At 69.9% G+C, this 24,315-nt stretch carries 21 protein-coding genes; all 21 read right to left on the bottom strand.

Annotation, left to right across the window (positions count from 1 at the left end):
- Window positions 1-8 precede the first annotated feature (8 nt).
- A complete protein-coding gene (locus HRU81_03975) occupies window positions 9-755 on the bottom strand; it encodes an enoyl-CoA hydratase/isomerase family protein (GenBank protein ID QOJ31326.1) in 747 nt (248 codons plus the stop codon).
- A 34-nt stretch (window positions 756-789) separates the two neighbouring features.
- The gene (locus HRU81_03970) at window positions 790-1,101 is read right to left on the bottom strand and encodes a septum formation initiator family protein (GenBank protein ID QOJ31325.1); all 312 of its coding nucleotides are present in this window, start codon (window positions 1,099-1,101) and stop codon (window positions 790-792) included.
- A gap of 4 nt (window positions 1,102-1,105) precedes the next feature.
- A complete protein-coding gene (eno, locus tag HRU81_03965) occupies window positions 1,106-2,392 on the bottom strand; it encodes a phosphopyruvate hydratase (GenBank protein QOJ31324.1) in 1,287 nt (428 codons plus the stop codon).
- A 35-nt stretch (window positions 2,393-2,427) separates the two neighbouring features.
- Window positions 2,428-3,273 (bottom strand): 3-deoxy-8-phosphooctulonate synthase, encoded by an 846-nt coding sequence (gene kdsA, locus HRU81_03960; GenBank protein ID QOJ31323.1) that lies wholly within the window; start codon window positions 3,271-3,273, stop codon window positions 2,428-2,430.
- Entirely contained in the window at window positions 3,270-4,916 is a 1,647-nt protein-coding gene (locus HRU81_03955) for a CTP synthase (GenBank protein ID QOJ31322.1), read from the bottom strand. Before HRU81_03955 ends, kdsA begins: the two co-directional genes overlap by 4 nt.
- 133 nt (window positions 4,917-5,049) lie before the next feature.
- Entirely contained in the window at window positions 5,050-6,369 is a 1,320-nt protein-coding gene (gene tilS / locus HRU81_03950) for a tRNA lysidine(34) synthetase TilS (protein ID QOJ31321.1), read from the bottom strand.
- Window positions 6,370-6,396: 27 nt separating this feature from the next.
- Window positions 6,397-7,356, bottom strand: coding sequence for an acetyl-CoA carboxylase carboxyltransferase subunit alpha (locus tag HRU81_03945; GenBank protein ID QOJ31320.1), 960 nt, complete (start codon window positions 7,354-7,356; stop codon window positions 6,397-6,399).
- A 66-nt stretch (window positions 7,357-7,422) separates the two neighbouring features.
- The gene (gene dnaE, locus HRU81_03940; GenBank protein QOJ31319.1) at window positions 7,423-10,914 is read right to left on the bottom strand and encodes a DNA polymerase III subunit alpha; all 3,492 of its coding nucleotides are present in this window, start codon (window positions 10,912-10,914) and stop codon (window positions 7,423-7,425) included.
- Entirely contained in the window at window positions 10,911-11,540 is a 630-nt protein-coding gene (locus HRU81_03935; GenBank protein ID QOJ31318.1) for a ribonuclease HII, read from the bottom strand. Before HRU81_03935 ends, dnaE begins: the two co-directional genes overlap by 4 nt.
- A gap of 37 nt (window positions 11,541-11,577) precedes the next feature.
- Window positions 11,578-12,717 carry a lipid-A-disaccharide synthase gene (gene lpxB / locus HRU81_03930; GenBank protein QOJ31317.1) on the bottom strand — a complete coding sequence of 380 codons (1,140 nt, stop codon included), beginning with the start codon at window positions 12,715-12,717 and terminating at the stop codon, window positions 11,578-11,580.
- Window positions 12,718-12,743: 26 nt separating this feature from the next.
- Window positions 12,744-13,514 carry an acyl-ACP--UDP-N-acetylglucosamine O-acyltransferase gene (gene lpxA, locus HRU81_03925; GenBank protein QOJ31316.1) on the bottom strand — a complete coding sequence of 257 codons (771 nt, stop codon included), beginning with the start codon at window positions 13,512-13,514 and terminating at the stop codon, window positions 12,744-12,746.
- Window positions 13,511-14,548 carry a UDP-3-O-(3-hydroxymyristoyl)glucosamine N-acyltransferase gene (gene lpxD / locus HRU81_03920; protein QOJ31315.1) on the bottom strand — a complete coding sequence of 346 codons (1,038 nt, stop codon included), beginning with the start codon at window positions 14,546-14,548 and terminating at the stop codon, window positions 13,511-13,513. The genes lpxA and lpxD overlap by 4 nt, the downstream gene beginning before the upstream one ends.
- A gap of 57 nt (window positions 14,549-14,605) precedes the next feature.
- Window positions 14,606-15,157, bottom strand: a complete 552-nt coding sequence (locus tag HRU81_03915; protein ID QOJ31314.1) for an OmpH family outer membrane protein — start codon at window positions 15,155-15,157, stop codon at window positions 14,606-14,608.
- 30 nt (window positions 15,158-15,187) lie between these two features.
- A complete protein-coding gene (gene bamA / locus HRU81_03910) occupies window positions 15,188-17,608 on the bottom strand; it encodes an outer membrane protein assembly factor BamA (GenBank protein QOJ31313.1) in 2,421 nt (806 codons plus the stop codon).
- Window positions 17,609-17,612: 4 nt separating this feature from the next.
- On the bottom strand, window positions 17,613-18,977 hold the full coding sequence (gene rseP, locus HRU81_03905; GenBank protein ID QOJ31312.1) for an RIP metalloprotease RseP: 1,365 nt from the start codon (window positions 18,975-18,977) through the stop codon (window positions 17,613-17,615).
- A 127-nt stretch (window positions 18,978-19,104) separates the two neighbouring features.
- Window positions 19,105-19,923: a phosphatidate cytidylyltransferase gene (locus tag HRU81_03900; GenBank protein ID QOJ31311.1), complete on the bottom strand. Its 819-nt coding sequence runs from the start codon at window positions 19,921-19,923 to the stop codon at window positions 19,105-19,107.
- 44 nt (window positions 19,924-19,967) lie between these two features.
- Window positions 19,968-20,729, bottom strand: a complete 762-nt coding sequence (gene uppS / locus HRU81_03895) for a di-trans,poly-cis-decaprenylcistransferase (protein QOJ31310.1) — start codon at window positions 20,727-20,729, stop codon at window positions 19,968-19,970.
- 29 nt (window positions 20,730-20,758) lie between these two features.
- A complete protein-coding gene (gene frr, locus HRU81_03890; protein ID QOJ31309.1) occupies window positions 20,759-21,316 on the bottom strand; it encodes a ribosome recycling factor in 558 nt (185 codons plus the stop codon).
- Window positions 21,317-21,353: 37 nt separating this feature from the next.
- Complete coding sequence (locus tag HRU81_03885) at window positions 21,354-22,079, bottom strand: UMP kinase (protein ID QOJ31308.1); 726 nt, start codon at window positions 22,077-22,079, stop codon at window positions 21,354-21,356.
- A gap of 129 nt (window positions 22,080-22,208) precedes the next feature.
- Entirely contained in the window at window positions 22,209-23,090 is an 882-nt protein-coding gene (locus HRU81_03880) for an elongation factor Ts (protein ID QOJ31307.1), read from the bottom strand.
- 57 nt (window positions 23,091-23,147) lie between these two features.
- Window positions 23,148-24,056 (bottom strand): 30S ribosomal protein S2, encoded by a 909-nt coding sequence (gene rpsB, locus HRU81_03875; GenBank protein ID QOJ31306.1) that lies wholly within the window; start codon window positions 24,054-24,056, stop codon window positions 23,148-23,150.
- Window positions 24,057-24,315 lie beyond the last annotated feature (259 nt).

The raw sequence follows: 24,315 nt of genomic DNA, 5'->3' as shown, positions 1-24,315 counted from the left end.
GCCGCAGCCTACTTCTTCGCCAGCCGCGCCACCAGTGCGCGCATGCCGGCCTGGGTCTCCTCCGAGAACCACAGCTGCGTCGCCAGCCGGGCATCGGCCTGCGGTTCCAGCAGGTCGACCAGGCGCCGCCGCGCCAGCATGCGCGTGCGGTTCATGGCCAGCGGCGGCAGTCCCGCCAGTTGCCGCGACCAGTCCCAGGCCCGTGTCATCAGCTGATCGGGTTCCACGGCTTCGTCCAGCAGGCCGACGGCCAGGGCCTCTTCCACGCCGACCAGCTGGGCCGTCATCGCCAGCCGCTGGGCCAGCCGCGCGCCGATCAGGTGCTCGAGGGTGAGCATGATGCAGTCGGGCACCGGCAGGCCGACCGCTACCTCGTTCAGGCCCATGCGGAAGTTGCCGCGGGCACCGATGCGGTAATCGCAGTGGATGGCCAGCACCGCGCCGCCGGCCGGGGCGTGGCCGCTCACGGCCGCCACCACCGGCACCGGGCTCACGGCCAGCGCGCGGGTCAGCCGGAAGAACGCCAGCCAGAACTCCTCCACCGCCGCGCGCGGCTGCGGCAGCAGCTCCGGGACGTCGAGGCCACCGCTGAACATTCCCGGGCGGCCGGTGAGGATGATGACCCGCGCGCCATTCGCGCAGGCGGCCAGGTGCGCATCGTGCAGGCGCGAGACCAGCTCGGTGTTGAGCGCATTGGCCGGCGGCCGGTCGATGCTGATGGCGGTGATGCCATCGCGGCTCTCGGTGTGGATCACGTGCGTCTCCCCGGCACCCGGCCTGCGCCCCTGCTCAGCGGGCAGCCAGGTCGCGGGCCTGCGCGTCCTGCTTGCCGGTGAAGATGTAGAAGGTCTCGTTGGGGCCGATCAGGCCCAGGTCGGAACGGGCCCGCTCCTCCAGCGCCGAGAAGCCCTGCCGCAGGTCGGCCACCTCGGCTTCCAGCCTCCGGTTGCGCTCCGCCAGGCCGCGGTTCTCGGCGCGCTGCTGCACCAGCTGGCCGCGCAGCTGGGCGACGCCGCGGAAGCCGTCCTCGGAAAACCACAGGCGCAGCTGCAGGAGGCCCAGTGCCGCGACCAGCGCGATCGAGACCACCCGCAGCAGCATGCCCTCAGCCTCCCAGCTTCACCGGAAACGCGGACCTGCCGGCGTAGCGCGCCGCCGGCCCCAGCAATTCCTCGATCCGCAGCAGCTGATTGTACTTCGCCATGCGATCGGAGCGGCACAAGGAGCCGGTCTTGATCTGGGTGGCCGCCGTGCCCACGGCGATGTCGGCGATGGTGGCGTCCTCGGTCTCGCCGGAGCGGTGCGATACCACCGCCGCGTAGCCGGCTTCCACTGCCATGGTTATCGCCTCGAGGGTCTCGGTCAGCGTGCCGATCTGGTTCGGCTTGATGAGGATCGCATTGGCGATCCTGCGGCGGATGCCCTCGGCGAGGATGGCGGTGTTGGTGACGAACAGGTCGTCACCCACCAGCTGCACCCGCTCGCCCAGCTCGCGGGTCAGCAGTTCCCAGCCATCCCAGTCGCCCTCGGCCATGCCATCCTCGATGGTGACGATGGGATAGGCCTGCACCAGGCCGCGCAGGTAGCCCGAGAACTCCGCCGGCGAGAAGCTGCGGCCCTCGCCCTCCAGATGGTAGCGGCCGTCCCTGAAGAACTCGGAGCTGGCGACATCCAGGCCGAGGAAGATGTCATGGCCGGCGCGGAAGCCCGCCTTGCCGATGGCTTCCATGATGGTGTCGAGCGCCGCCGCGTTCGACGGCAGGTTCGGCGCGAAGCCGCCCTCGTCGCCCACCGCGGTGCTGAGCCTGCGGGCAGCGAGCACGGCCTTCAGGGCATGGAACACCTCGGTGCCATGACGCAGTGCCTCGCTGAAGCTCGGTGCACCGACCGGCAGGATCATGAACTCCTGGATGTCGACGTTGTTGTCCGCATGGGCGCCGCCATTGATGATGTTCATCATCGGCACCGGCATCGTGTACGGCCCGCTGCCGAGGGCGCGGAACAGCGGCATGCCGCGCGCGCGTGCCGCCGCGTGTGCCGTCGCCAGCGACACGGCCAGCAGCGCGTTGGCACCCAGCCGCGACTTGTTGTCGGTGCCGTCCAGCGCCCGCAGCCTGGCATCCACGCCCGCCTGGTCGCCGGCATCCAGCCCGGTGATGGCGTTGCGGATCTCGCCGTTGACGTTGGCCACCGCCTTGAGCACGCCCTTGCCGAGGTAGCGTTTGCGGCCGCCGTCGCGCAACTCGACCGCCTCGCGGCTGCCGGTCGACGCGCCGGAGGGCACCGCGGCGCGGCCCAGCACGCCGCCGTCCAGCTCGACATCCGCCTCGACCGTGGGATTGCCGCGGGAATCGATGATCTCGCGGCCGCGTATGTTGATGATCCTGCTCATGACCTCACCCGTGCAAATGACAAGCCGGCCGGCGCTCAGGCACCGCCCGGAAGGGAATCCTCGACGAAGGGCGCGCGCTTCACCGCGCGGTCCAGCTCGACCAGCGTCGCCAGCAGCTCCGCCATCAGCGGCAGGGGCCAGGCGTTGGGGCCGTCGCTCAGCGCCTCGGCCGGCCGCGGGTGCGTTTCCATGAACAGCCCCGCCACGCCGGTGGCCACCGCGGCACGCGCCAGCGGCGCGATGAACTCGCGCTGGCCACCGGAAGCCTGGCCGCGCGCACCGGGCAGCTGCACCGAGTGCGTGGCATCGAACACCACCGGGCAGCCGGTGGCACGCATCGCCACCAGCGAGCGCATGTCGGCCACCAGGTTGTTGTAGCCGAAGCTGAAGCCGCGCTCGCAGACGAGGATCTGCCGGTTGCCGGTCTCGCGGGCCTTCGCCACCACGTTGCCCATTTCCCAGGGCGAGAGGAACTGGCCCTTCTTGATGTTGACCGGCTTGCCGCAGGCGGCGACGCCGCGGATGAAATTGGTCTGCCGGCAGAGGAACGCCGGCGTCTGCAGCATGTCCACCACGTCGGCGACCTCGCCGAGCGGCGTGTCCTCGTGGACGTCGGTCAGCACCGGCACGCCCAGCTGCCGGCGCACCTCGGCCAGCGCGCGCAGGCCCGCTTCCAGCCCGGGGCCACGGAAGCTCGCGGCGGAGGAGCGGTTGGCCTTGTCGAACGAAGCCTTGAAGATGAACGGCATGCCGAGCCGCCCGGTGACCTCGCGCAGCGCGGCGGCCACCTCCAGCACCAGCCCCTGGCTTTCGATGACGCAGGGTCCGGCGATGAGGAACAGCGGCTGCCCGGGCCCGGCCTGGAAATCGGGCAGCTTCATGCCTGGGCCACGGCCGGCAGCGTCCCGGCGCGGGCATCGCGCGCCGCCTGCACGAAGCCGCGGAACAGCGGGTGGCCATCGCGCGGATTGGAGCGGAACTCGGGGTGGAACTGGCAGGCCATGAACCACGGGTGGTCCGGGATCTCGACCAGCTCGACGAGGCCATCGACCGAGAAGCCGGAGAACACCAGTCCGGCGGCCTGCAGGCGCTCGAGGTAGCGGTTGTTGAACTCGTAGCGGTGGCGATGGCGCTCGCGGACGACGTCGCGCCCGTACAGCCGGCGCGCCAGCGTGCCGGCCTGCAGGCGGCAATCCTGGGCGCCGAGGCGCATGGTGCCGCCGAGTTCCGACTGCACCGAGCGCGCCTGGGTGCTGCCGTCGCGGTCCTGCCATTCGGTGATCAGCGCGATGACCGGGTCCGGGGTACCGGCATCGAACTCCGTGCTGTGTGCCTTGGGCAGCCCGGCCACGTGGCGGGCGAACTCGATCACCGCCACCTGCAGCCCGAGGCAGATGCCCAGGTAGGGCACGCGGCGCTCGCGCGCGAAGCGGGCGGCCTCGATCTTGCCCTGGATGCCGCGATCACCGAAGCCGCCGGGCACCAGCACCGCGTCCACGTCCTCGAGGCAGCCGGTGCCGGCGGTTTCCAGCGCCCGGGCCTCGACGTAGCGGATGTCGACCCGGGTGCGGGTCCTGATGCCGGCGTGCTGCAGGGCTTCGGCGAGGGAAATGTAGGAATCGCGGAAGTCCACGTACTTGCCGACCATGGCCACGGTGATCGTCGCCTCGGGTTGCCGGCGGGCGGCGACCACCGCCTCCCATTCCCTGAGGTCGGCCGGCGGCAGCTGCAGGCCGAAGCGCTCGACGATGATCTGGTCCAGGCCCTGTTCGCGGAACACCATCGGCAGGCGGTAGATGTCGTCGACGTCCACGGCGGAGATGACCGCGCGCTCCTGGACGTTGGTGAACAGCGCGATCTTGCGCCGCTGCTCCGGCGGCAACGCCTGCTCCGAGCGGCACACCAGGATGTCGGGCTGGATGCCGATTGAGCGCAGCTCCTTCACCGAGTGCTGGGTGGGCTTGGTCTTGATCTCCGCCGAGGTGGCGATGTACGGCACCAGCGTCAGGTGCACGTAGACCACGTGGCCCGGACCCAGGTCGACGCCGACCTGGCGGATGGCCTCGAGGAACGGCAGCGACTCGATGTCGCCCACCGTGCCGCCGATCTCGACGATGCAGATATCGGAATCCCCCGCCCCCAGCGCGATGCTGCGCTTGATCTCGTCGGTGATGTGCGGGATGACCTGCACCGTCGCCCCGAGGTAGTCGCCGCGCCGTTCCTTGGCGATGACGCTGCCGTAGATGCGGCCGGTTGTGAAGTTGCTGTGGCGGCCGGTCGTGGTGCGCACGAAGCGCTCGTAGTGGCCGAGGTCGAGGTCCGTCTCGGTGCCATCCTCGGTGACGAACACCTCGCCGTGCTGGAACGGGCTCATGGTGCCGGGATCCACGTTGAGGTACGGGTCCAGCTTCACCATGCTGACCTTCAGGCCGCGAGCCTCGAGGATGGCGCCCAGGGAGGCCGAGGTAATCCCCTTGCCCAGCGAGGAGACTACGCCACCGGTCACGAACACATAGCGCGGCATCGGCAACCCATCCAGAAAAGCAGGCGACCGGCCCGGAACTCACCCGGCCCAGGCCGCTGCGACAGAGCAATCAGATGGGAGAGGAAAGGTACCAGATAGGTCCGGTGGCGACAATCGACAGGGGCGATGCCCGTCAGTCGATGCCCGGGTGCCGGTCCCAGCGAACACGCAAGCCGCGCTCGCCCGCGGCGGCAACGAACTCGTGGGCGATCCACAGGCCGGCCACTGCGACCAGCTCCTCGCCGGCGTACAGCAGCGGGATGCGGTCGCGCATCCAGGGGACGACGCCCCTTTCCTGCAGCAGTTTCTTCAATTCGCGGCGATGGCCCTCGCCCGCCGGCCGCAGGCGCTCGCCGCCGCGGCGCTGGCGCACCGTGAGGACGGTGCCGAGCCGTCGCGCTGCCAGCCCGCCGGAGCGCGCCCGCACCAGGCTGATGCGCCCCGCACCGCCGCAGTCGAGGCTGGCACCCGCCCGCACCGGCAACTCCCCTGCCGGCATCGCCGCCGGCAGCGGCGGCTGGATGTACAGGCTGCCGCGATACCGCCGCAGCTCCCCGCCGCTCCAGGCGAGCAGCGGCTGGCGGTCGCTGCCGGCCTCCAGCAGCTGCGCGAGACCGGCGTTCAGGCGCCGCTGCGGCGGTGTCGAGCCGGTCTCACGGCGGCACAGGTGGCGCAGCAGGTTGCGCTGCCGCGGCCCGGTCAGCTGCGCGAGCAGCGCAATCCGCACCCGGCCACCGCGCGACACGCGCCGCGCATCGGCCGCCGCCAGCTCATCCAGCAGCTGCGCCGCCTCGGCGCACAGCCGGGCACTGCGGCCGAGCGCGCTGGCGGCCGCCGGCCACCGGCCCGCCAGCAGCGGCAGGACCTGCATGCGCAGGAAATTCCGGTCCAGGCGAGCATCGGTGTTGGCGGGATCCTCGATCCATTCGAGCCCCGCGGCATGGGCATAATCACGCAGTGCCGCGCGCGGCAGCGCCAGCAGCGGCCGCAGCAGCCTGGCCTCCCCGCGCCAGCCGGCACCGGTGATGCCAGCGAGCCCGGCCGGCCCGGAACCGCGCATCAGGTTGAGCAGCAGTGTCTCCGCCTGGTCGTCCAGATGATGCGCGGTGAGCAGCGTCTCGCCGGGATGCAGTCCCGCCAGCAGGGCCCGGTAGCGCGCCTCGCGCGCCGCCGCCTCGATGCCCTCCCCGCCGGGCACCACCTTGACGGCGCAACGGGAGAACGGCACATCCAGCGCCGCGCACAGTGCCGCACAGCGCTCGCCCCAGCGCCCGGCGTCCGCATGCAGGCCGTGGTCGACATAGACGGCGCGCAGGCCGGTGGCCGGGCGCAGCCCCGCCAGCGCGTGCAGCAGCACCGAGGAATCGAGGCCACCGCTCAGCGCCACGCACAGGCCACCGCCCGGAGGAAGCGCGGCCAGCGCGGCGCGGATGGCGTCAGTGACGGCGTCCACGTCTGCCTGGCCCGTGGCCGGGGCGCATCAGCTCTCGCGGAAGCGGCCGCAGGATTGCAGCCTGGCCTGGCGTCGCTTCAGCAGCTCGGCGGTGTCGAGCAGCTCCAGGTCGCGCAGATTGAGCAGCAGCGCGGCGCGCAGGCTCTCGGCGATGGCCGCGGGATTGCGGTGCGCACCGCCGAGCGGCTCGCGCACCAGCTCGTCCACCAGGCCCAGCTCCAGCAGGCGCGGCGCGGTGATGCCCATCGCCTCCGCGGCGGACTCGGCCTTCTCGGCGCTCTTCCACAGGATGCTGGCGCAGCCCTCGGGGGAGATCACCGAATAGACCGAGTACTCCAGCATGATGACGCGGTCGGCGACGCCGATGGCCAGCGCGCCGCCGGAGCCGCCCTCGCCGATCACCGCACTGATGATCGGCGTCTTCAGCCGCGCCATCTCGAACAGGTTGCGGGCGATGGCCTCGCTCTGACCGCGCTCCTCGGCATCGAGGCCCGGATAGGCACCCGGGGTGTCGATCAGCGTGATCACGGGCAGGCGGAAACGCTCGGCCAGCTGCATCAGCCGCAATGCCTTGCGGTAACCCTCCGGCTTCGGCATGCCGTAGTTGCGCCGCACCCGTGAGCGGGTGTCGCGGCCCTTCTGGTGACCGATGAACATCACCGGCTTGCCCTCCAGCCGGCCGAGGCCGCCGACGATGGCCGGATCATCGGCGAACATGCGCTCGCCGTGCAGCTCCTGGAAATCCGGGCTGATGACCTCCAGGTAATCCAGCGTGTAGGGCCGCAGCGGGTGGCGCGCCAGCTGCGCGACCTGCCAGGAACTGAGGCTGGCGAAGATGCTGCGCGTCAGGGCCTCGCTCTTTTCCTTGAGCCGCTCGATCTCGTCGCTGATGTTGATCTCGGAGTCATCGCCGACGAAGCGCAACTCGTCGATCTTCGCCTCGAGCTCGGCGATCGGCTGTTCGAAATCCAGGAACTTGAGGTCCATCGGCGGGCGATCCGGGAGTCTGCGCGCTGACACTATAGCGGCCCGGCCGCCGCGCACAAGCGCCGGTCAGTGCAGCGGCTGGGCGGCTTCATAGACGAAGCGGAAGCCATCGCTGCCGACCAGCTCCGAGAGCCGCTCGCGCAGCTCGCGGCTCGGGCGCACCGCCCACTCCTCGCCCAGCGTCAGGCGGGCCTGGGCATCGGCGCGGCTGTAGTAGACCCAGATGCCGCACTTGCCGGGCCGGAACGGCTCCAGCGCCCGTCGCAGCCGCGTGGCATCCAGCCGCGACTCCGGGCTGCTCGCCCAGCGGATCAGCAGGCGCGTGGCGCGCGTCTCGATCACGCGGTCGATATCGATGATCTCGCGTGCGGCCAGCCGCCAGCCATCGATGAACGCGTCCCAGCGCAGCTGCCCGGTGACCACGACGATGCTGCCCGGGCTCAGGTGGTTGCGGCAGCGGTCGTAGGTCTCCGGGAACACGCTCATCTCGATGACGCCGGTGCCGTCGTCGAGCTCCACGGTGATGCGCCCGGTGCGCCGGCGCAGGCTGGCGACCAGGCCGGCCACCGTGGCATCGCGCGCCGACTGGTACTCGCTGCCGGGCGGGGGCGGCGTGGCGGCGGCCAGCGCCGCCACCGTTCCCGAGGCGAAGTGGCCGGCATCCGCGCGATACTGGTCGAAGGGATGGCCGCTCAGGTAGAGGCCGAGGCTCTCGCGCTCGGCCTCGAGTCGGCGGCCCAGGCCCCAGTCATCGAGCTGCGCGACCACCTCGTCCTCCGCCGCCGCGGCGCCCGCTGCCGCCTGCCCGAACAGGTCCACCTGGCCGGAATCGCGTGAACGGGCCGCCTGTTCCGCACCGCCGAGCGCGGCGGGCAACGCCGCCAGCAGGCTGGGCCGGTTGGGTCCGAGGCCATCGAAGGCGCCGGCCTTGATCAGCGCTTCGAAGGCGCGCCGGCCGATGCGCTGGCTGCCGACGCGGCGGCAGCAATCGTGCAGGCTGCGGAAGGGGCCGCCTTCGGCGCGCGCCTGCACCAGCTGCTCCGCCGCCGCCTGGCCGAGCCCCTTGATGGCGCCGAGCCCGTAGCGGATGGTCCCTGGCCCGCTGACCTGGAACGGACAGGCCGAGTGGTTGACGTGGGGAGGCTGCACGGTGAGGCCGAGGCTCTCGCACTCGCGCCTCAGCATGAGCAGCTTGTCGGTGTCGTCCATTTCGGAGGTCAGCACCGCCGCCATGAATGCCGCCGGATAATGGGTCTTGAGCCAGGCGGTCTGCCAGGACAGCAGCGCGTAGGCGGCCGAGTGCGAGCGGTTGAAGCCGTACTCGGCGAACTTCTCCATGAGGTCGAAGATCTGTGCGGCGAGCGCGGCATCCACGCCGCGCTGCGCGGCGCCCGCCTGGAACACCGAGCGCTGCTTGGCCATTTCCTCCGGCTTCTTCTTGCCCATGGCACGCCGCAGGAGATCCGCCCCGCCCAGGGTGTAGCCGGCCAGCACCTGGGCGATCTGCATCACCTGTTCCTGGTAGACGATCACGCCGTAGGTGCTGCGCAGGACCGGCTCGAGTTCCGGGTGCAGGTAGTTGACCCGCGCCCCGCCATGCTTGCGGGCGATGAAGTCGTCCACCATGCCCGACTGCAGCGGGCCCGGGCGGAACAGCGCCACCAGCGCCACCAGGTCGTCGAAGCTGTCAGGCTGGAGCTTCTTGACGAGATCGCGCATGCCGCGCGATTCCAGCTGGAACACCGCCGTGGTACGCCCCGAGCGCAGCAGGGCGAAGGTGGCGCGGTCGTCCAGCGGGATCGTGCCGATGTCCACCACCGGCTCGCCACTGGCCAGGCGCCCCGCGTTGATGGTCTTCAGCGCCCAGTCGACGATGGTCAGGGTGCGCAGGCCGAGGAAGTCGAACTTCACCAGGCCCACGGCCTCGAGGCCGTCCTTGTCGAACTGGGTGACGGTGGCGGATTCACCCTCCACCCGGTACAGCGGGGCGAAATCGATGATCCGCGTCGGCGCGATCACCACCCCGCCGGCGTGCTTGCCGGCGTTGCGCACCAGGCCCTCGAGCTGGCGCGCCAGGTCGATGACCGCGCGGACTTCCTCGTCGCCCTCGTACAGCGCGCGCAGCTCGGCCTCGCCGGCCAGCGCATCGGCGAGCTTGATCTTCGGCTCCGGCGGGATCAGCTTGGCGATGCGGTCGGTGAAGCCGTAGGGGTGGCCGAGCACGCGGCCGACATCGCGGACCACGGCGCGCGCGGCCATGGTGCCGTAGGTGATGATCTGCGACACGCGCTCGCGCCCGTAGCGGTCGGCCACATAGTCGATGACCCGGTCGCGGCCCTCCATGCAGAAGTCGATGTCGAAGTCGGGCATCGACACGCGCTCCGGATTGAGGAAGCGCTCGAACAGCAGGCTGTGCTGGATCGGGTCGAGCTCGGTGATGCCCAGCGCGTAGGCGCACAGCGAGCCTGCGCCGGAGCCGCGTCCGGGACCCACCGGGATGCCGTTCGCCTTCGACCACTGGATGAAATCGGCGACGATGAGGAAGTAGCCGGCGAAGCCCATGCGGCAGATGACGGCCAGCTCCTGCTCCAGCCGCTCGCCATACGCCTGCTGCCGGGCGTCGTCGGCGATGCCGGTGGCGGCCATCCGTGCCTGCAGCCCGCGCCGCGCCTCCTGCAGCAGGAAATCATTGACGTCCACGCCGCCGGGGACGTCCAGTTCCGGCATGTGCGCACCGCCCAGTTCCAGTGTCAGGCTGCAGCGGCGGGCGATTTCCACCGAATTTTCCAGTGCCTCGGGCAGGTCGGCGAACAACGTGGCCATCGCGGCGGGATCGCGCAGGTACTGCTGCTCGCTGTAGTCCCGGGCGCGGGCCGGATCGTTGAGCACCCTGCCCTGCTGGATGCACACGCGTGCCTCGTGGGCCTCGAAATCCCCCGCCTTCAGGAAGCGCACGTCGTTGCTCGCCACCACCGGGCAACCTGTCTGCGCGGCGAGGGCCACCGCCGCCGCCAGGAATTCCTCCTCCCCGGGGCGTCCGGTGCGCATCAGCTCGATGTAGAAGTCGTCGTCGAACAGCTGGCGCATGCGCGCGAGGATGGCGCCCGCCTCGTCGCTGCGCCCGCCGGCCAGCGCCGCGCCGAGGATGCCCTGGCGCCCGCCCGACAGCGCGATGAGGCCGGTCGCGCCCCCCGCCTCCAGCCACGAGGCATGCACCACCGGCAGCCCGGCTTCCTGTCCCTCGAGGTAGGAGCGCGACACCAGGCGCGCGAGGTTCGCATAGCCGGCGGCATCACGGCAAAGGAGCACCAGGCGCGCAGGCGGGCGGCCGTCATCGGCCAGTCGCAGCCAGATGTCGGTGCCGACGATGGGCTTCACGCCGGCAGCCAGCGCCGCCTTGTAGAACATGACCAGGGCGAACAGGTTGCCCTGGTCGGTCAGCGCCACCGCCGGCATGCCGGCGCGACGCACCGCCGCCAGCAGTTCGGGAATGCGCACCACGCTGTCCGACAGGGAATACTCGCTGTGCAGGTGCAGGTGGACGAAGTCCGCGCTCATGGTCCCGCCCCGGACCTGGCGGCCGCGCGCACCGGCGCGTAGCTCAGCCGATGCGCCGCGCAGGGCCCGAGGCGCAGCAGCGCATCGCGGTGCCCGGCGGTGGGATAGCCCTTGTGGCGCGCGAAGCCGTAGCCCGGATGCGCGGCGTCCAGATCGAGCATTTCGGCATCGCGCGCCACCTTCGCGAGGATGGATGCGGCGGCGATGGCCGGGCAGGAGCGGTCGCCACCGACCACGGTCCGCACCGGGCCGCCGAAACCGGCGAAGCGCGGCGCACGATTGCCGTCCACGGCGATGTCCAGCGGCGGCACGCCGAGCCCGGCCACGGCCCGCTGCATGGCGAGGAACGTCGCCTCGAGGATGTTGAGGCGGTCGATCTCCTCCACGGTCGCCCGGCCCAGCGCCCAGCCGAGGGCTTGCGCGTGGATGCGCGCGACGAGGCGCTCACGCTGCGCTGCCGACAGCAGTTTCGAATCGCGCACGCCCTCGATCACCTGGCCCGGCGCCAGCACCACCACCGCGGCCACCACGGCACCGGCGAGCGGGCCACGTCCCGCCTCGTCCACGCCAGCGGTGCCGGCTGGTGCCGGAGCCGGGGCATCGGGGCCATCGCGGTGAGCAATCATGGGAGCGGATTATAGGGATGAAGCGCCACACCGGCCCTCAGCGCCGGCCCGCCACCTCCAGTGTGGCGCGGGCAGCGAGCGCACTGGCATCGCGGCGCAATTCGCGGTGCTGGGCGGCGAAACGCGCCGCCAGTGCCGCCTGCCGCTGCGGCGAACGCAGGATCGCCGCGAGTTCTTCGGCCAGGCGCGGGCCCGTGACCTGCGCCTGCAGCAGCTCCGGCACCAGGGCCTCGCCAGCAAGGAGATTGGGCAGCGCGAAATGCTTCACCTTGACCAGCCGCAGTGTCCTGGCCAGCCAGTAGGTGAGCGGCGAGAAGCGGTAGGCCACCACCATGGGCCGGCCGACCAGTGCCGCTTCGAGCGTCGCGGTACCCGAGGCCAGCAGCAGGCCATCGCTGGCGGCCATGACTTCGCGGGCGCGACCGTCCACGAGCTTCACCGGCGGGGCTCCCGCATGGCGCGCGAGCCCGGCCTCGAAGGCGGCGCGCACCTCGGCACCCGCCATCGGCGCGATGAACTGCATGCCCGGCCAGTCCCTGGCGAGGATCGCGGCGGCATCGAGGAACGGCGTCCCGAGGCGCGTCACCTCGCCGAGCCGGCTGCCCGGCAGGAGCCCGACGACCGGGCCGGCACCGAGCCCGAGCGCGCGCCGTGCGGCCTCGCGATCGCTCTCCATGGGTATCTGGTCGGCGAGCGGATGGCCGACGAAGCTCGCGGGCACCCCTGCCGCCCCGAGGAACGGCGCCTCGAACGGCAGCAGGCACAGCACCCGGTCGCAGGCTTCGCGCAGCAGCCGCACCCGGCCGGGACGCCAGGCCCAGACGCTGGGCGACACATAGTGCACGGTGCGGATGCCGGCGCGCCGCAGCACCGGCTCGATGCGCAGGTTGAAATCCGGGGCATCGATGCCGACGTAGACATCCGGCGGCTCGGCGAGCAGGCGTCGCAGCAGCGCGCGCCTCAGGCGCAGCAGCCGTGGCAGGTGCCGCAGCACCTCGGCGAGGCCCATCACCGCGAGCTCTCCCGCCGCAAACCAGGCCTCGCAGCCGGCGGCCTGCATGGCGGGACCGGCGACCCCGGCGAAGCGCGCCTCGGGGCACAGCCGGCGCAAGGCGCCGATCAACCCGGCGCCCAGCTGGTCGCCCGAGGCTTCACCGGCAACGATGACGATGCGCATGGCGGCCGGCGCTGCCGGTCCACGGGCTAGCGGACAATGCTGCGTTCCGAGCGGTCGAGGAACTCGACGATGGCGCGCACCTCGGGCTGGCTTGCCGCCAGCGCGGCGAGCTGCTCGCGCGCCTCCACCAGCCGCAGCCCGGAGCGGTAGAGGATGCGGTAGGCCTCCTTGAGGTTGCGCAGCTGCTCGGGCCCGAAACCACGCCGCTTCAGCCCCTCCTGGTTGATGCCGCGCGGTTCGGGCGGGTGGCCGGCCACCATCATGAAGGGCAGCACGTCGCGGGTGACGCCGGAGAGTCCACCGACGAAGGCATGGGCGCCGATGCGGCAGAACTGGTGCACGGCGCAGAAGCCGCTGAGGATCACGTGGTCCTCGACATGCACATGCCCGGCCAGCGTGGCGTTGTTGGACATGATGACGTCGTTGCCGACCTGGCAGTCGTGGGCGATGTGGGTGTAGGACATCAGCCAGTTGTCGTTGCCGACACGGGTGACGCCCGCATCCTGGGCGGTGCCGCGGTTGATGGTGCAGTACTCGCGGATGGTGTTGCGGTCGCCGATCTCCAGGCGCGTGTCCTCGCCGGCGAATTTCTTGTCCTGCGGGTCATCGCCGATCGAGGCGAACTGGAAGATGCGGTTGCCGGCACCGAGCGTGGTCGGCCCCCTGATGACCACGTGGGGGCCGATCACCGAACCGGCGCCGATGCGCACCCGCGGGCCGATGACGCTGTAGGGACCGACGCTGACGTCATGCGCCAGCTCGGCTGCGGGGTCGATGATTGCGGTCTCGTGGATCATGTCCTGGTCTTCTTCCGGCCTGGCTCGCGCACGCTGCCCTCCAGCTGGCGCAGGCGCCGCGCCAGCTGGTCCAGCTGGCCGAAGCGCACGGCATTCTTGCGCCATTGCCGGGCCTCGTCCGCGGGAATGGCGCCGCTGTACAGGCCGGGCCTGCCGATCGAGTTGGTGACCTTGGCGCCGCCGCTGATGACGACGTCGTCGGCGACGACGATGTGCCCGGCGAAGCCGCAATGGCCGCCGATGATGCAGCGTGCACCGATGCGGGTGCTGCCGGAGATGCCGGTCATGGCGGCGATGGCCGTATGGCTGCCGATGCTGACGTTGTGCCCGACCTGGATGTGGTTGTCGAGGCGGACGCCGTCACCGATCGAGGTGTCCTCGATGGCGCCGCGGTCGATGGTGGTGCAGGCGCCGATGCTGACATCGTCGCCGATCACCACGCTGCCCAGCTGCGGCACCCGCGTCCAGGCGCCGCCCGGGCCGCGGGCATTGCCGAAGCCGTCCGAACCGATCACCGCGCCGGGATGGACCAGGCAGCGGCGTCCGATGCGGACCCGCTCGCAGAGCACCACAGCGGCCATGATGCGCGTGTCATCGCCGATGGCACAGCCGGCGCCGATCACGGCGTTGGCGCCGATGACCACCCTGGCGCCGACCACCGCATCCTCGCCGATCACCGCGCCGGCATCGACCTGCGTGCCCGCGCCGAGGCGTGCCGATTCCGCGACGCGGGCACCGGCGGCCACGCCCGGCCGGGGCGGCGGCAGCGGATGCAGGTCCGCGGCCAGCCGCGCGTAGGCGAGATAGGGATTGCTGCTGACGAGGCAGGCCGTGGGACAGGCGGCGGCCGACTCCGCATCGAGCACCACGGCACTGGCGCGGGTGCCGGCGAGTTGCGCGCGATACCGGGGGTTGGCGAGGAAAGCCAGCGCCCCGGGTCCGGCCGCCGCCAGGGTGGCCACGTGGTCCACGGTGACGTCCGGGTCGCCGTGCAGTTCGCAACCATGCCGCACGGCGAGCGCTGCCAGGGTCATGCCCACGTCAGCTCCATCGGTCCCGGTTCCCGCGCAGGCCGCCCCGCGGCCCGCGCTTCAAGGCTTGGCCGGAGCGCCAGGCTTGCCCTTGTAGGACGCCTGCACGCTGCTGAGGATCTGCGCGGTCAGGTCGATGGCCTGGGTCGCATAGATCACGCCGTCGCCGATGACCAGGTCGTAGCCGCGCTGCCTGGCGAACGCCTGCACTTCCTGCAGCAGGTCGCGCTGCAGCTTGCCCAGTTCCTCATTGCGCCGCACGTTGAGGTCTTCCTGGAAGGCGTTGAAGCGCCGGCCGAGTTCGCGCTCGTCGTCGCGGAACTTGCTCTCGGCATTGCGCCGCTCCTCCGCGCCCATCACCGCGCCATCCTTCTGCAGCTTGGCCTGCCGGTCCTTCAGCTCGTTCTGCTTGGCGACCAGATCGCGCTGGCGCGGGGCGAATTCGTCCTCCAGTGCCTTGAGCGTCGCCTGCGCCTGCGGCGATTCCTTGATCAGGCGGGCGAAGTCCACCACGCCGACCTTCAGGGGTGCCGCCGCCTGCGCCGCTGCCAGGCCGGGCGCCAGCATGGCCAGGGCCAGCAGTGCCAGGAACGGGGTTGAGCATCGCTTCATTGGTGCTGATCCTCTTTGACTGTGCGAGTACTAGAATGCGCCGCCGATCGAGAACTGGAACTGTTCGGTATCGTCCCCGTAGGAGAGGGCCGTCGGGTCCTTGGCATTGAGCGGGAAGCCGTAGCTGAAGCGGAACAGGCCCAGCGGTGCCAGCCACTGCGCCGAAATGCCCACCGACTGCTTCAGGTTGCCCAGGTCGAAATTGTAATCGATCGGCACGGTGTTGTTCGGGTATGGCGCGGTGAAGGTCACATTGCCGCTGGAGAACACGTTGCCCACGTCGTAGAACAGGGTCAGGCGCGAGCGGGAACGCCACTTCTCCGGGATCGGCAGGATGATTTCAGTCTGGGCGGCGACCAGCATGTTGCCGCCGTAGGGGTTGCCGAAGCTGTCGCGCGGCCCGAGGTAGTTCTCCCGGTAGCCGCGCACCGTATCCGGGCCGCCCGCGAAGAAGTTCTTGAAGGGAACGATGGCCGTGGTATCGCCGAAGCTGTCGCCGAAGCCGAGGTCGACGTTCACCGCCAGCGTGAAGTACTGGCTCATGGGGAAGTACTGCACGCCATTGTAGTTGAGCGTGTAGTACTCGACGTCGGCTCCCGGCACGGTGGTCGACAGCGTCAGCCGATGGCGTGCCCCGCGATCGGCGAACAGCGCGCGGTTGCGGCTGTCGTAGACCCAGCCCGCGACCAGGTCGAAGGTCATGAAGTTGGTGCCGTAGACCTCGGCGCCGCCACTGACCTTCTCGGCGAAGCTGCTGCCGTTGTTCTGCACCCACTCCTTGGCCTGGGCGCTGCTGTAGGAATCCGCCAGCAGGTTCGACTCCTGCCAGCTGACGCCGAAGATCAGCCGCTGGAACTCGGTGATGGGATAGCCATACTCCACCGACAGCGCCGCCGTCTCGGTGGAGAAATCCGACGCGCCCGAGGTGTACTGGGTGATGTCCCGGTACGAGAGGCTGATGGTCCGGCTCACCTCGTCGATGGTGGTGTACGGGTCGGTGTGCGACAGGCTGTAGATGGTCCGGTACTCGCCCGAGTTGACGTCGGCCGCGACGCGGTTGCCGGTGCCGAAAACGTTGGTGTGCACGAAGCTGCCGTTGAGCATGAAGCCCTGCGAACCGGAATAGCCGATGCCGCCGCCGAACTGGCCGGGCAGGCCCTCCTTGATATTGAAGTCGATGTCCACCAGGTCGGGCGTGCCTGGCACCGGGTTGGTGCTCGATTCCACCTTCTCGATGTACGGCAGGCGCTGCAGGCGCACCTTGGAGCGCTCCAGGCGGCTGTTGGACAGGTAGCCGCTCTCGAACTGCCGCACCTCGCGCCGTAGCACCTCGTCGTTGATGCTGCTGGTGCCGGTGAAATTCACGCGCCGCACATAGACGCGGTTCTTCGGCTCGACGTACAGGGTGATCGATGCCGTCTTGTCCACCTTGTTGAGTTCCGGCACGGGTTCGACGCTGGCGAAGGCGTAGCCCTCCTCGCCGAGGCGCAGGCGGATCAGGTCGGCGCTCTGCGTGATGGTGCGCTGGGAATAGATCTGGCCGGGCTTGACCAGCACGTAGGGATTGAGTTCCTGCTCCTGCAGGATCAGCTCGCCCGCCAGCTTCACGTTGGCAACCTTGTAGCGCTCGCCCTCGGTGAGGTTGACGGTGATGAAGATGTCCTTCTTGTCCGGCGACAGCGCAACCTGGGTGGAGTCGATGCGGAAGTCGGCGAAGCCCTGGTCCATGTAGAAGGAGCGCAGCGTCTCCAGGTCGCCCTGCAGCGACTCCCTCGAGTAACGGTCGTCCTGGCGGATGAACGACAGCCAGTTGGGCATCTTCAGCTGGAACTGCTCGAGGATCTCCTCATCGTCGAAGCTGTGGTTGCCGACGATGTTGATCTGCCGGATCCGCGCACGGTCGCCCTCGACGATCTTGATGGCGATCCTGACCTTGTTGTCCGGCAGGTCCTCGACCTCGGTCGTCACCCGGGCGGCGTACTTGCCCCGGCTGAAGTACTGGTCGGTGAGCGACTGCTCGACCTCGTCGAGCACCGAGCGGTTGAAGATGCGGCCAGCCTTCAGGCCGATCTTCGACAGCGACTCGGTGAGGTCCTCGGTCTTGATGTCCTTGTTGCCGGTGATGCTGAAGCTCTCGATGGAGGGCCGCTCCGCCACGGCGATCACGAGGGTGCCGTTGTCCCAGCGCAGCTCCACGTCCTTGAAGAAGCCGGTGGCGTAGACCGCCCGCAGCGCCTCCTGCATGCGCTGGCGGTCCAGCTTGTCGCCGATATTGACGGGCAGGTAGTTGAACACCGTGCCCTCGGAGATGCGCTGCAGGCCCTCGACGCGGATGTCCTTGACCACCATGTCCGCCGCCGTGGCAGCGAACGACGCGGCAAGCAGCAGGAGGCAGGCAAACCAGCGGCGCACGCGGCCGGGCTGGCGGAGTCCATCGGCAGGCATGGTCACGGAGTCAGCCGAGCAGTCGCGTGATGTCGTTGTAGAAGGCGAAGCTCATCAGCAGCAGCAGCAGGAAGATGCCCAGCTGCTGGCCGATGACCTGCGAACGCTCGGAGAGCGGCGAGCCCTTGGCGAACTCGATCAGCTGGTACGCGATCTGGCCACCGTCCAGCATCGGCACCGGCAACAGGTTGAGGATGCCGAGGCTCAGGCTCACCACAGCCAGGAATCCCAGGAAAGGCGACAGGCCGATGCTGGCGCTGTAGCCGGCGTACTGCGCGATGTTGATCGGCCCGCTGATGTTCTTCACCGAGACATCGCCGGTGACCATGCGCGCGATCATGCGCAGGGTCAGGCTGGACATTTCCCAGGTCCGCGACAGCGCGGCGCCCGCCGCGGCCACCGGACCGTAGCGCTCCACCGAGCGCATGCCGTCATAGAGGCCCGGCGGCAGTTGCGGCGAGGCGCCGATGCGGCCGACCTTGCCGTCCGGCGTGCTCGCCTCCGCCACCTCGAGGCGGATCCCGAGGGTGGCACCGTCGCGGCGCACCTCGGCGAGGATAGTGCTGCCCGGACGCGCGCGCACGTACTCGACCCAGTCGGGCCAGCTGCTGATCGGCTGGCCATCGGCGCTGAGCACGCGGTCGCCGGCGCGCAGGCCGGCGCGCTCGGCGGTGCCGCCCGGCACGGTCTCGCCGATCACCGGCGGCAGCGTCGGTACCCATGCGCTGAAGCCGAGCCCCGGGAACAGCCGCCCCGGTTCGGTCAGCTCTGCGGAACGCCCCGAGGCGTCCAGCGTGACCAGCCGCTCGCCGCCCGATTCCTGGCGCACCCGCAGGCTGATGCGACCGCCATCGAGCAGGCTGTCCAGCATCTCCACCACCGCGCCCTCCCAGGTGGCCGCCGTCTCGCCGCCCACCTGCAGGATCTCGTCGCCTGGCTCCAGGCCCGCTCGCGCGGCGATGGAGCCGGGCGTCACCTCGCCGACCACCGGCCGGACTCCCGGCACGCCGATCATGAACATGGCCCAGTAGGCGACGATGGCGAAGACGAAATTGAGCGCGGGGCCGGCGGCGAGGATGATGATCCGTGAGGCAACGGGCTGGCGATTGAAGGCGCGGTGCTGCTCCGCCAGCGCCACCGGGCAGTCACGCTCGTCGAGCAGCTTGACGTAGCCGCCGAAAGGAATGGCGGACAGGCAGTACTCGGTGCGGTCGGCACCGGCACGCCGCAGCCACACCGGGCGGCCGAAGCCGACGGAAAAGCGCAGCACGCGCACGCCGAGCAGGCGCGCGGCGATGAAGTGGCCGAACTCGTGGACGGCGACCAGGATGCCGATCGCGACCAGGAATGAAACCGCCGATGTGAAAATGCTCATAGGCCTGCCAGCGCACCCGGGTTGCCTGCCGCATGACAGCGCCCCGACCGTGCGCAGGCGCCGGCCGCGGCGGGAGCGGCGCGCCATGATCTCAAGCCCGGCGACCCGGTTGCAACCGGCGGCGCGATCATGCTCCCAGCCAGCCCAGCCAGCCCGCTTCGAGCAGGAACAGCGGTGCCGCCGCCGTCACGCTGTCGATGCGATCGAGGATGCCGCCATGGCCCGGGAACAGGTTGCCGCTGTCCTTCAGGCCGGCATTGCGCTTGAACATGCTGACGGTGAGATCGCCGACGATGGATATGGCGCCGACGCTGAGGCCCAGCGCCGCAGCGGGGCCTGGCGGATGGCCGAGGACGACAGCGCCAGCAACCGCCGCCACGCTGGCGCAGGCGAGCCCGCCGAGCACGCCTTCCCAGGTCTTGCCCGGGCTGACGCGGGGCGCGAGCTTCACCCGGCCCAGGCGCCGGCCGGCGAAGTAGGCGCCGATATCCGCCGCCCAGACGATGGCCAGCACCAGCAGCAGCAGCATCCGGCCGTTGACGGCGGTGTACAGCAACGCCACCAGGCATATCCAGGCCGGAATCAGCACCAGCAGCCCGCAGACGGCGGCCACCGCGGGCCGGATGGACACCGGGAAGCGCAGGATCAGCGCGAAGGCGGCCAGCCACCAGAGCATGGCGCAGGCGGCGATCAGCGTCACCGGCAGCGTCGTGGACATCAGGGCCCGGGTTGCCACCAGCAGCAGCGCCACCAGCGCCACGCCCGCGAGCCGCGGCGCCATCGCGACCAGGCCGAGGAAGCCCGACCACTCCCAGGCCGCGCCCAGCACGAACAGGCCGATCAGTGCCAGCCCGAATGCCTTGGGCAGCAGCAGGAATGCCGGCAACAGCACGGCGAACAGCGCGCCGGCGGTGAGGATGCGTTGCGACAGGGGGTCCAGCGCCATCGTGACTGCAGAGGGAACCGGACGCGACCCGTCGACGGGCCCCGTCAGTCCGCCAGGGCCTCGCGCTGGCCGCCGATCCGGCCGAAGCGGCGCTGCCGCTGCCGGAAGAAGTCCATCGCCTGCGACAGCTCTGCCGGACCGAAGTCGGGCCACAGCAGGTCGGTGAAGTAGATCTCCGTGTAGGCCAGGTCCCAGAGCAGGAAGTTGCTGACGCGCTGCTCGCCGCCGGTGCGGATCAGCAGGTCGGGTGGCGGCAATCCCGCCAGCGACAGGTGGCGGCCCAGCAGCGTCTCGTCGATGTCCTGCGGGTCGAGGTCACCCGAACGCACCTTGGCAGCCACGCGGCGTGCGGCCTGCACGATGTCCCAGCGGCCGCCGTAGGACACGGCGAGCACCAGGGTCATGCGGGAGTTGCCTGCGGTCTTCGCCTCGGCATCGGCGACGCGCTTGCGCAGGATCTCGGGCAACTGTTCGCGGGCGCCGATGAAGCGCAGCTGGAAACCGTTGGCGTGCAGTTCATCGACCTCGCGCTGCAGGACCTCGACAAACAGCCGCATCAGGCTGTTGACCTCTTCCGGCGGCCGCTGCCAGTTCTCGCTGCTGAAGGCGAACAGCGTCAGGACCTCGACGCCCGCTTCCGCACAGGCCCTGGTCACCGCGCGGGCGGCGCGCACCCCGGCGCGATGGCCGGCGTGGCGCGGCTTGCCGTGGGCCGAGGCCCAGCGGCCGTTGCCATCCATGATGAGGGCGACGTGGCGCGGCGGGCCCTGCGGCGGGTCGCCGCCTTGTATTGCCTGGGAACTCATCCGGCTTTATTCAGGACTTGCAGAAATATTCATACCTGCATGATTTCTTTCTGCTTATCCTCTGAAATCTTGTCGATCTGGCCGACGTGGCGGTCGGTGAGTTCCTGGATGGACTGCTGCGCCTTGCGCTCCTCATCCTCGGTGACCTCCCGCTCCTTGAGCAATTCCTTGAGGTCGGCCATGACGTCCCGGCGCACGTTGCGCACGGCCACCCGGGCCTGCTCGGCCTCGCGGCTGATGTGTTTGGCGAGGTCGCGCCGGCGCTCCTCGGTCAGGGCCGGCAAGGGCACGCGGATGACGGTACCTGCCGTCACCGGATTGAGCCCGAGGTCGGCATTCATGATCGCCTTCTCGATGACCTGCACCATCTTCGGCTCCCAGGGCGTGACGCTCAGGGTGCGGGCATCCTCCACCGCGACGTTGGCAGCCTGGTTCAGCGGCACGTGGCTGCCATAGTAGTCGACCTGGATGTGTTCAAGCAGGCTGGTGTGGGCGCGCCCAGTGCGCAGCTTCTTCAGCACCTGGCCAAATGCAGCCACGGCCTTGGCCATGCGCTGCTCGGCGTCTTTCCTGATGTCTGCAATCATCATCGACTCCCTGTGGTCCGCCCCGCGCGGCGCGTCTTCAGTTCTCGCTGACCAGCGTACCCACCGACTCGCCGCAAGCCACGCGCACCAGGGCTCCCGGAACATTGAGGTCGAACACACGGATCGGCAGGTGGTTGTCACGGCACATGACCACCGCCGTGGTGTCCATGACATCGAGCCGGTCGGCCAGCACCTTGTCATAGGACAGTCGCTCGTAGCGTGACGCGCCGCGGTCCTTCATCGGGTCCGCAGTATAGATGCCATCGACCTTGGTGGCCTTGATGAGCACGTCCGCGCCGATCTCGATGGCGCGCAGGGCCGCCGCGGTGTCCGTGGTGAAGAACGGGTTGCCGGTGCCGGCGGCGAGGATCACCACGCGGCCCTTCTCCAGGTGGCGGATGGCCCGCCGGCGGATATAGTCCTCGCAGACCTCGTGGATCTGCAGCGCCGACATCACCCTGGCGTAGGCCCCGGCCCGCTCCAGCGCGTCCTGCAGGGCGAGCGCGTTGATCACCGTGGCCAGCATGCCCATGTGGTCGCCGGTGACTCGATCCATGCCCGCCCGGGCCAGGCCTGCACCGCGGAAGATGTTGCCGCCGCCGATCACCACGCCGAGCTGGATGCCCATGCGGGTGAGCTCGGTGAGCTCCCCGGCGATGCGTGCGAGCATGTGCGGGTCGATGCCATAGTCCTCGTTGCCGAGCAGCGCCTCGCCGCTGAGCTTGAGGAGGATGCGGTCGAACTTCTTCTGCGGTTCGCTCATGTTGCCTGCCGGTGCATGACCCAAAAAGAACCCCGCGCAGGCGGGGTCGTGGATGTTCCGCGATGGCCGTGACGCACGCCCTGCCCCGGCTCCGGCCATGGGGCGGCCGCCACCCGGCTGCACCCTCCGTCAGGCATGGGCTTCGAGCTGCGCGCGCACTTCCTCGGCGAAGTTCGCCGCCTTCTTCTCGATGCCCTCACCCACCTCCAGGCGCACGAAGCGCTTCACCGAAGCCTTGCGGCCCTGGACCAGCTTGCCGACGCTGGTATCGGGATCCTTGACGAAGGGCTGGCCGAGCAGGGTGACCTCGTTGAGGAACTTGCGCAGGCGCCCCTCCACCATCTTGGCGACGATCTCGGGCGGCTTGCCCTCGTTGCCCGCCTGCTCGGTGAGGATGCGCCGCTCGCGCTCCAGCACCTCGGCCGGGACCTCGTCGGGCGACACGCATTGCGGGCGGCTGGCGGCAACATGCATGGCCAGGTCCCGGCGCAGCTCCTCATCGCCGCCCACGACATCCACCAGCACGCCGATGCGCGTGCCGTGCAGGTAGCTGCCCAGCTGTCCGGTGGCGGCCAGGCGCTCGAAGCGCCGCACGGCGATGTTCTCGCCGATCTTGGCCACCAGTTCCTTGCGCAGGTCCTCGAGCGTGCCGCCGGTGGCTCGCGGCAGCTGCATCAGTGCCTCGACATCGGCCGGTGCGCGAGCCAGGGCGAGGGCAGCGGCCTCTCCGGCAAAAGCCAGGAAACTGGCGTCACGCGCCACGAAGTCGGTTTCGCAGTTGACTTCCATGATGACGCCGCCACGCCCATCCGCGGCCTGCGCCAGCTCGATGCGACCTTCGGCGGCGACACGGCTCGCCTTCTTGTCCGCCTTGGCCTGGCCGCGCGTGCGCAGGATCTCCAGGGCCGATTCGATATCGCCCTTGGCCTCAACGAGCGCGCTCTTGCACTCCATCATGCCGGCGCCGGTGCGCTCGCGCAGTTCCTTCACGGTGCTGGCCGCAATGCTCATGCCGATTCTCCAGGCTGTCGTCGGATACCCGCCACTGCTGGCGGCTAGCCGCCTTGACTATTCCTTGTTCTCGTCGCCGGCCGCCGTTGCGGCGTCATCCCCGCCGGCTGCCGCTGCAGCCTTGGTCCGCGGGCGCCGCGCACCCTTGGCCGCTTCCGGCGCCCTGGCGCCGCCGCGCGTCGTCTTGCGGGCCGGCGCGGCGCGGCGGCCGCCGGGCTGCGACCTGGGCTTGCCTTCGGCATCCAGTTCGACGAACTCGTCCTCGCCGGCCGGCAACGCCGGCACGGACACGCGCCCCTCGAGCACCGCGTCGGCCAGGCCGACGGCATAGAGCTCGGCGGCGCGCATGGCGTCGTCATTGCCGGGAATCACGTAATCGACTTCGTCCGGCGAGCAATTGGTATCGACCACGCCCACCACCGGGATGCCGAGGACGCGGGCCTCGTGCACGGCGATGCTTTCGTGGCCGACATCGATGACGAAGATGGCGTCCGGCAGGCTGGCCAGGCTCTTGATGCCGCCGAGGCTGCGCTCCAGCTTGGCCTGCTCGCGCTTCAGCGTCAGCACTTCCTTCTTGGTCAGCCGCTCGATCGAGCCGTCGGCCTGCATCTGCTGCAGCTCCTCCAGGCGCTTGATCGACTGCTTGATGGTCTTGAAGTTGGTGAGCATGCCGCCGAGCCAGCGATGGCTGACGTAGGGCATGCCGCAACGCTCGGCCTGGGCCCTGACCGAATCGCGTGCCGAGCGCTTGGTGCCGACGAAGAGGATCGTGCCGCCATCGGCCGCCAGGTTCCTCGCGAAGGCACAGGCCTTGTGGAACAGCGGGACGGTGTGCTCGAGGTTGATGATGTGGATGTTGTTGCGGGCGCCGAAGATGAAGGGCGCCATCTTGGGGTTCCAGTACCGGGTCTGGTGTCCGAAGTGAACACCGGCCTCCAGCATCTGGCGCATGCTGACTTCTGCCACGTTTGCTCCTTGGTCGGGTTGGGCCTCCATGTGTCCCGTAGCGGCAACCTGCTCATGCTGAGCCAGGCACCCGGCCGTACGTGCCGACACATGTGTGGATTTCGTTGCCTGCAAGGCGCGCGCTTTATACCATAACCGTCATCCAGCAACAACGCGCCGGGTGCTGGTACCCGGTGCCGGCCGCCAGCCGGCGGTCCCAGCGCCGTTGCCACCCGGAGCCGTCCCTGCCATGAAACGCCCAGATCCCGCCAGCCCGCGC

It is taken from the genome of Gammaproteobacteria bacterium, from assembly GCA_015709695.1.
Taxonomy (GTDB): Bacteria; Pseudomonadota; Gammaproteobacteria; order Steroidobacterales.
This window is presented reverse-complemented; position numbering and strand designations above follow the sequence as displayed.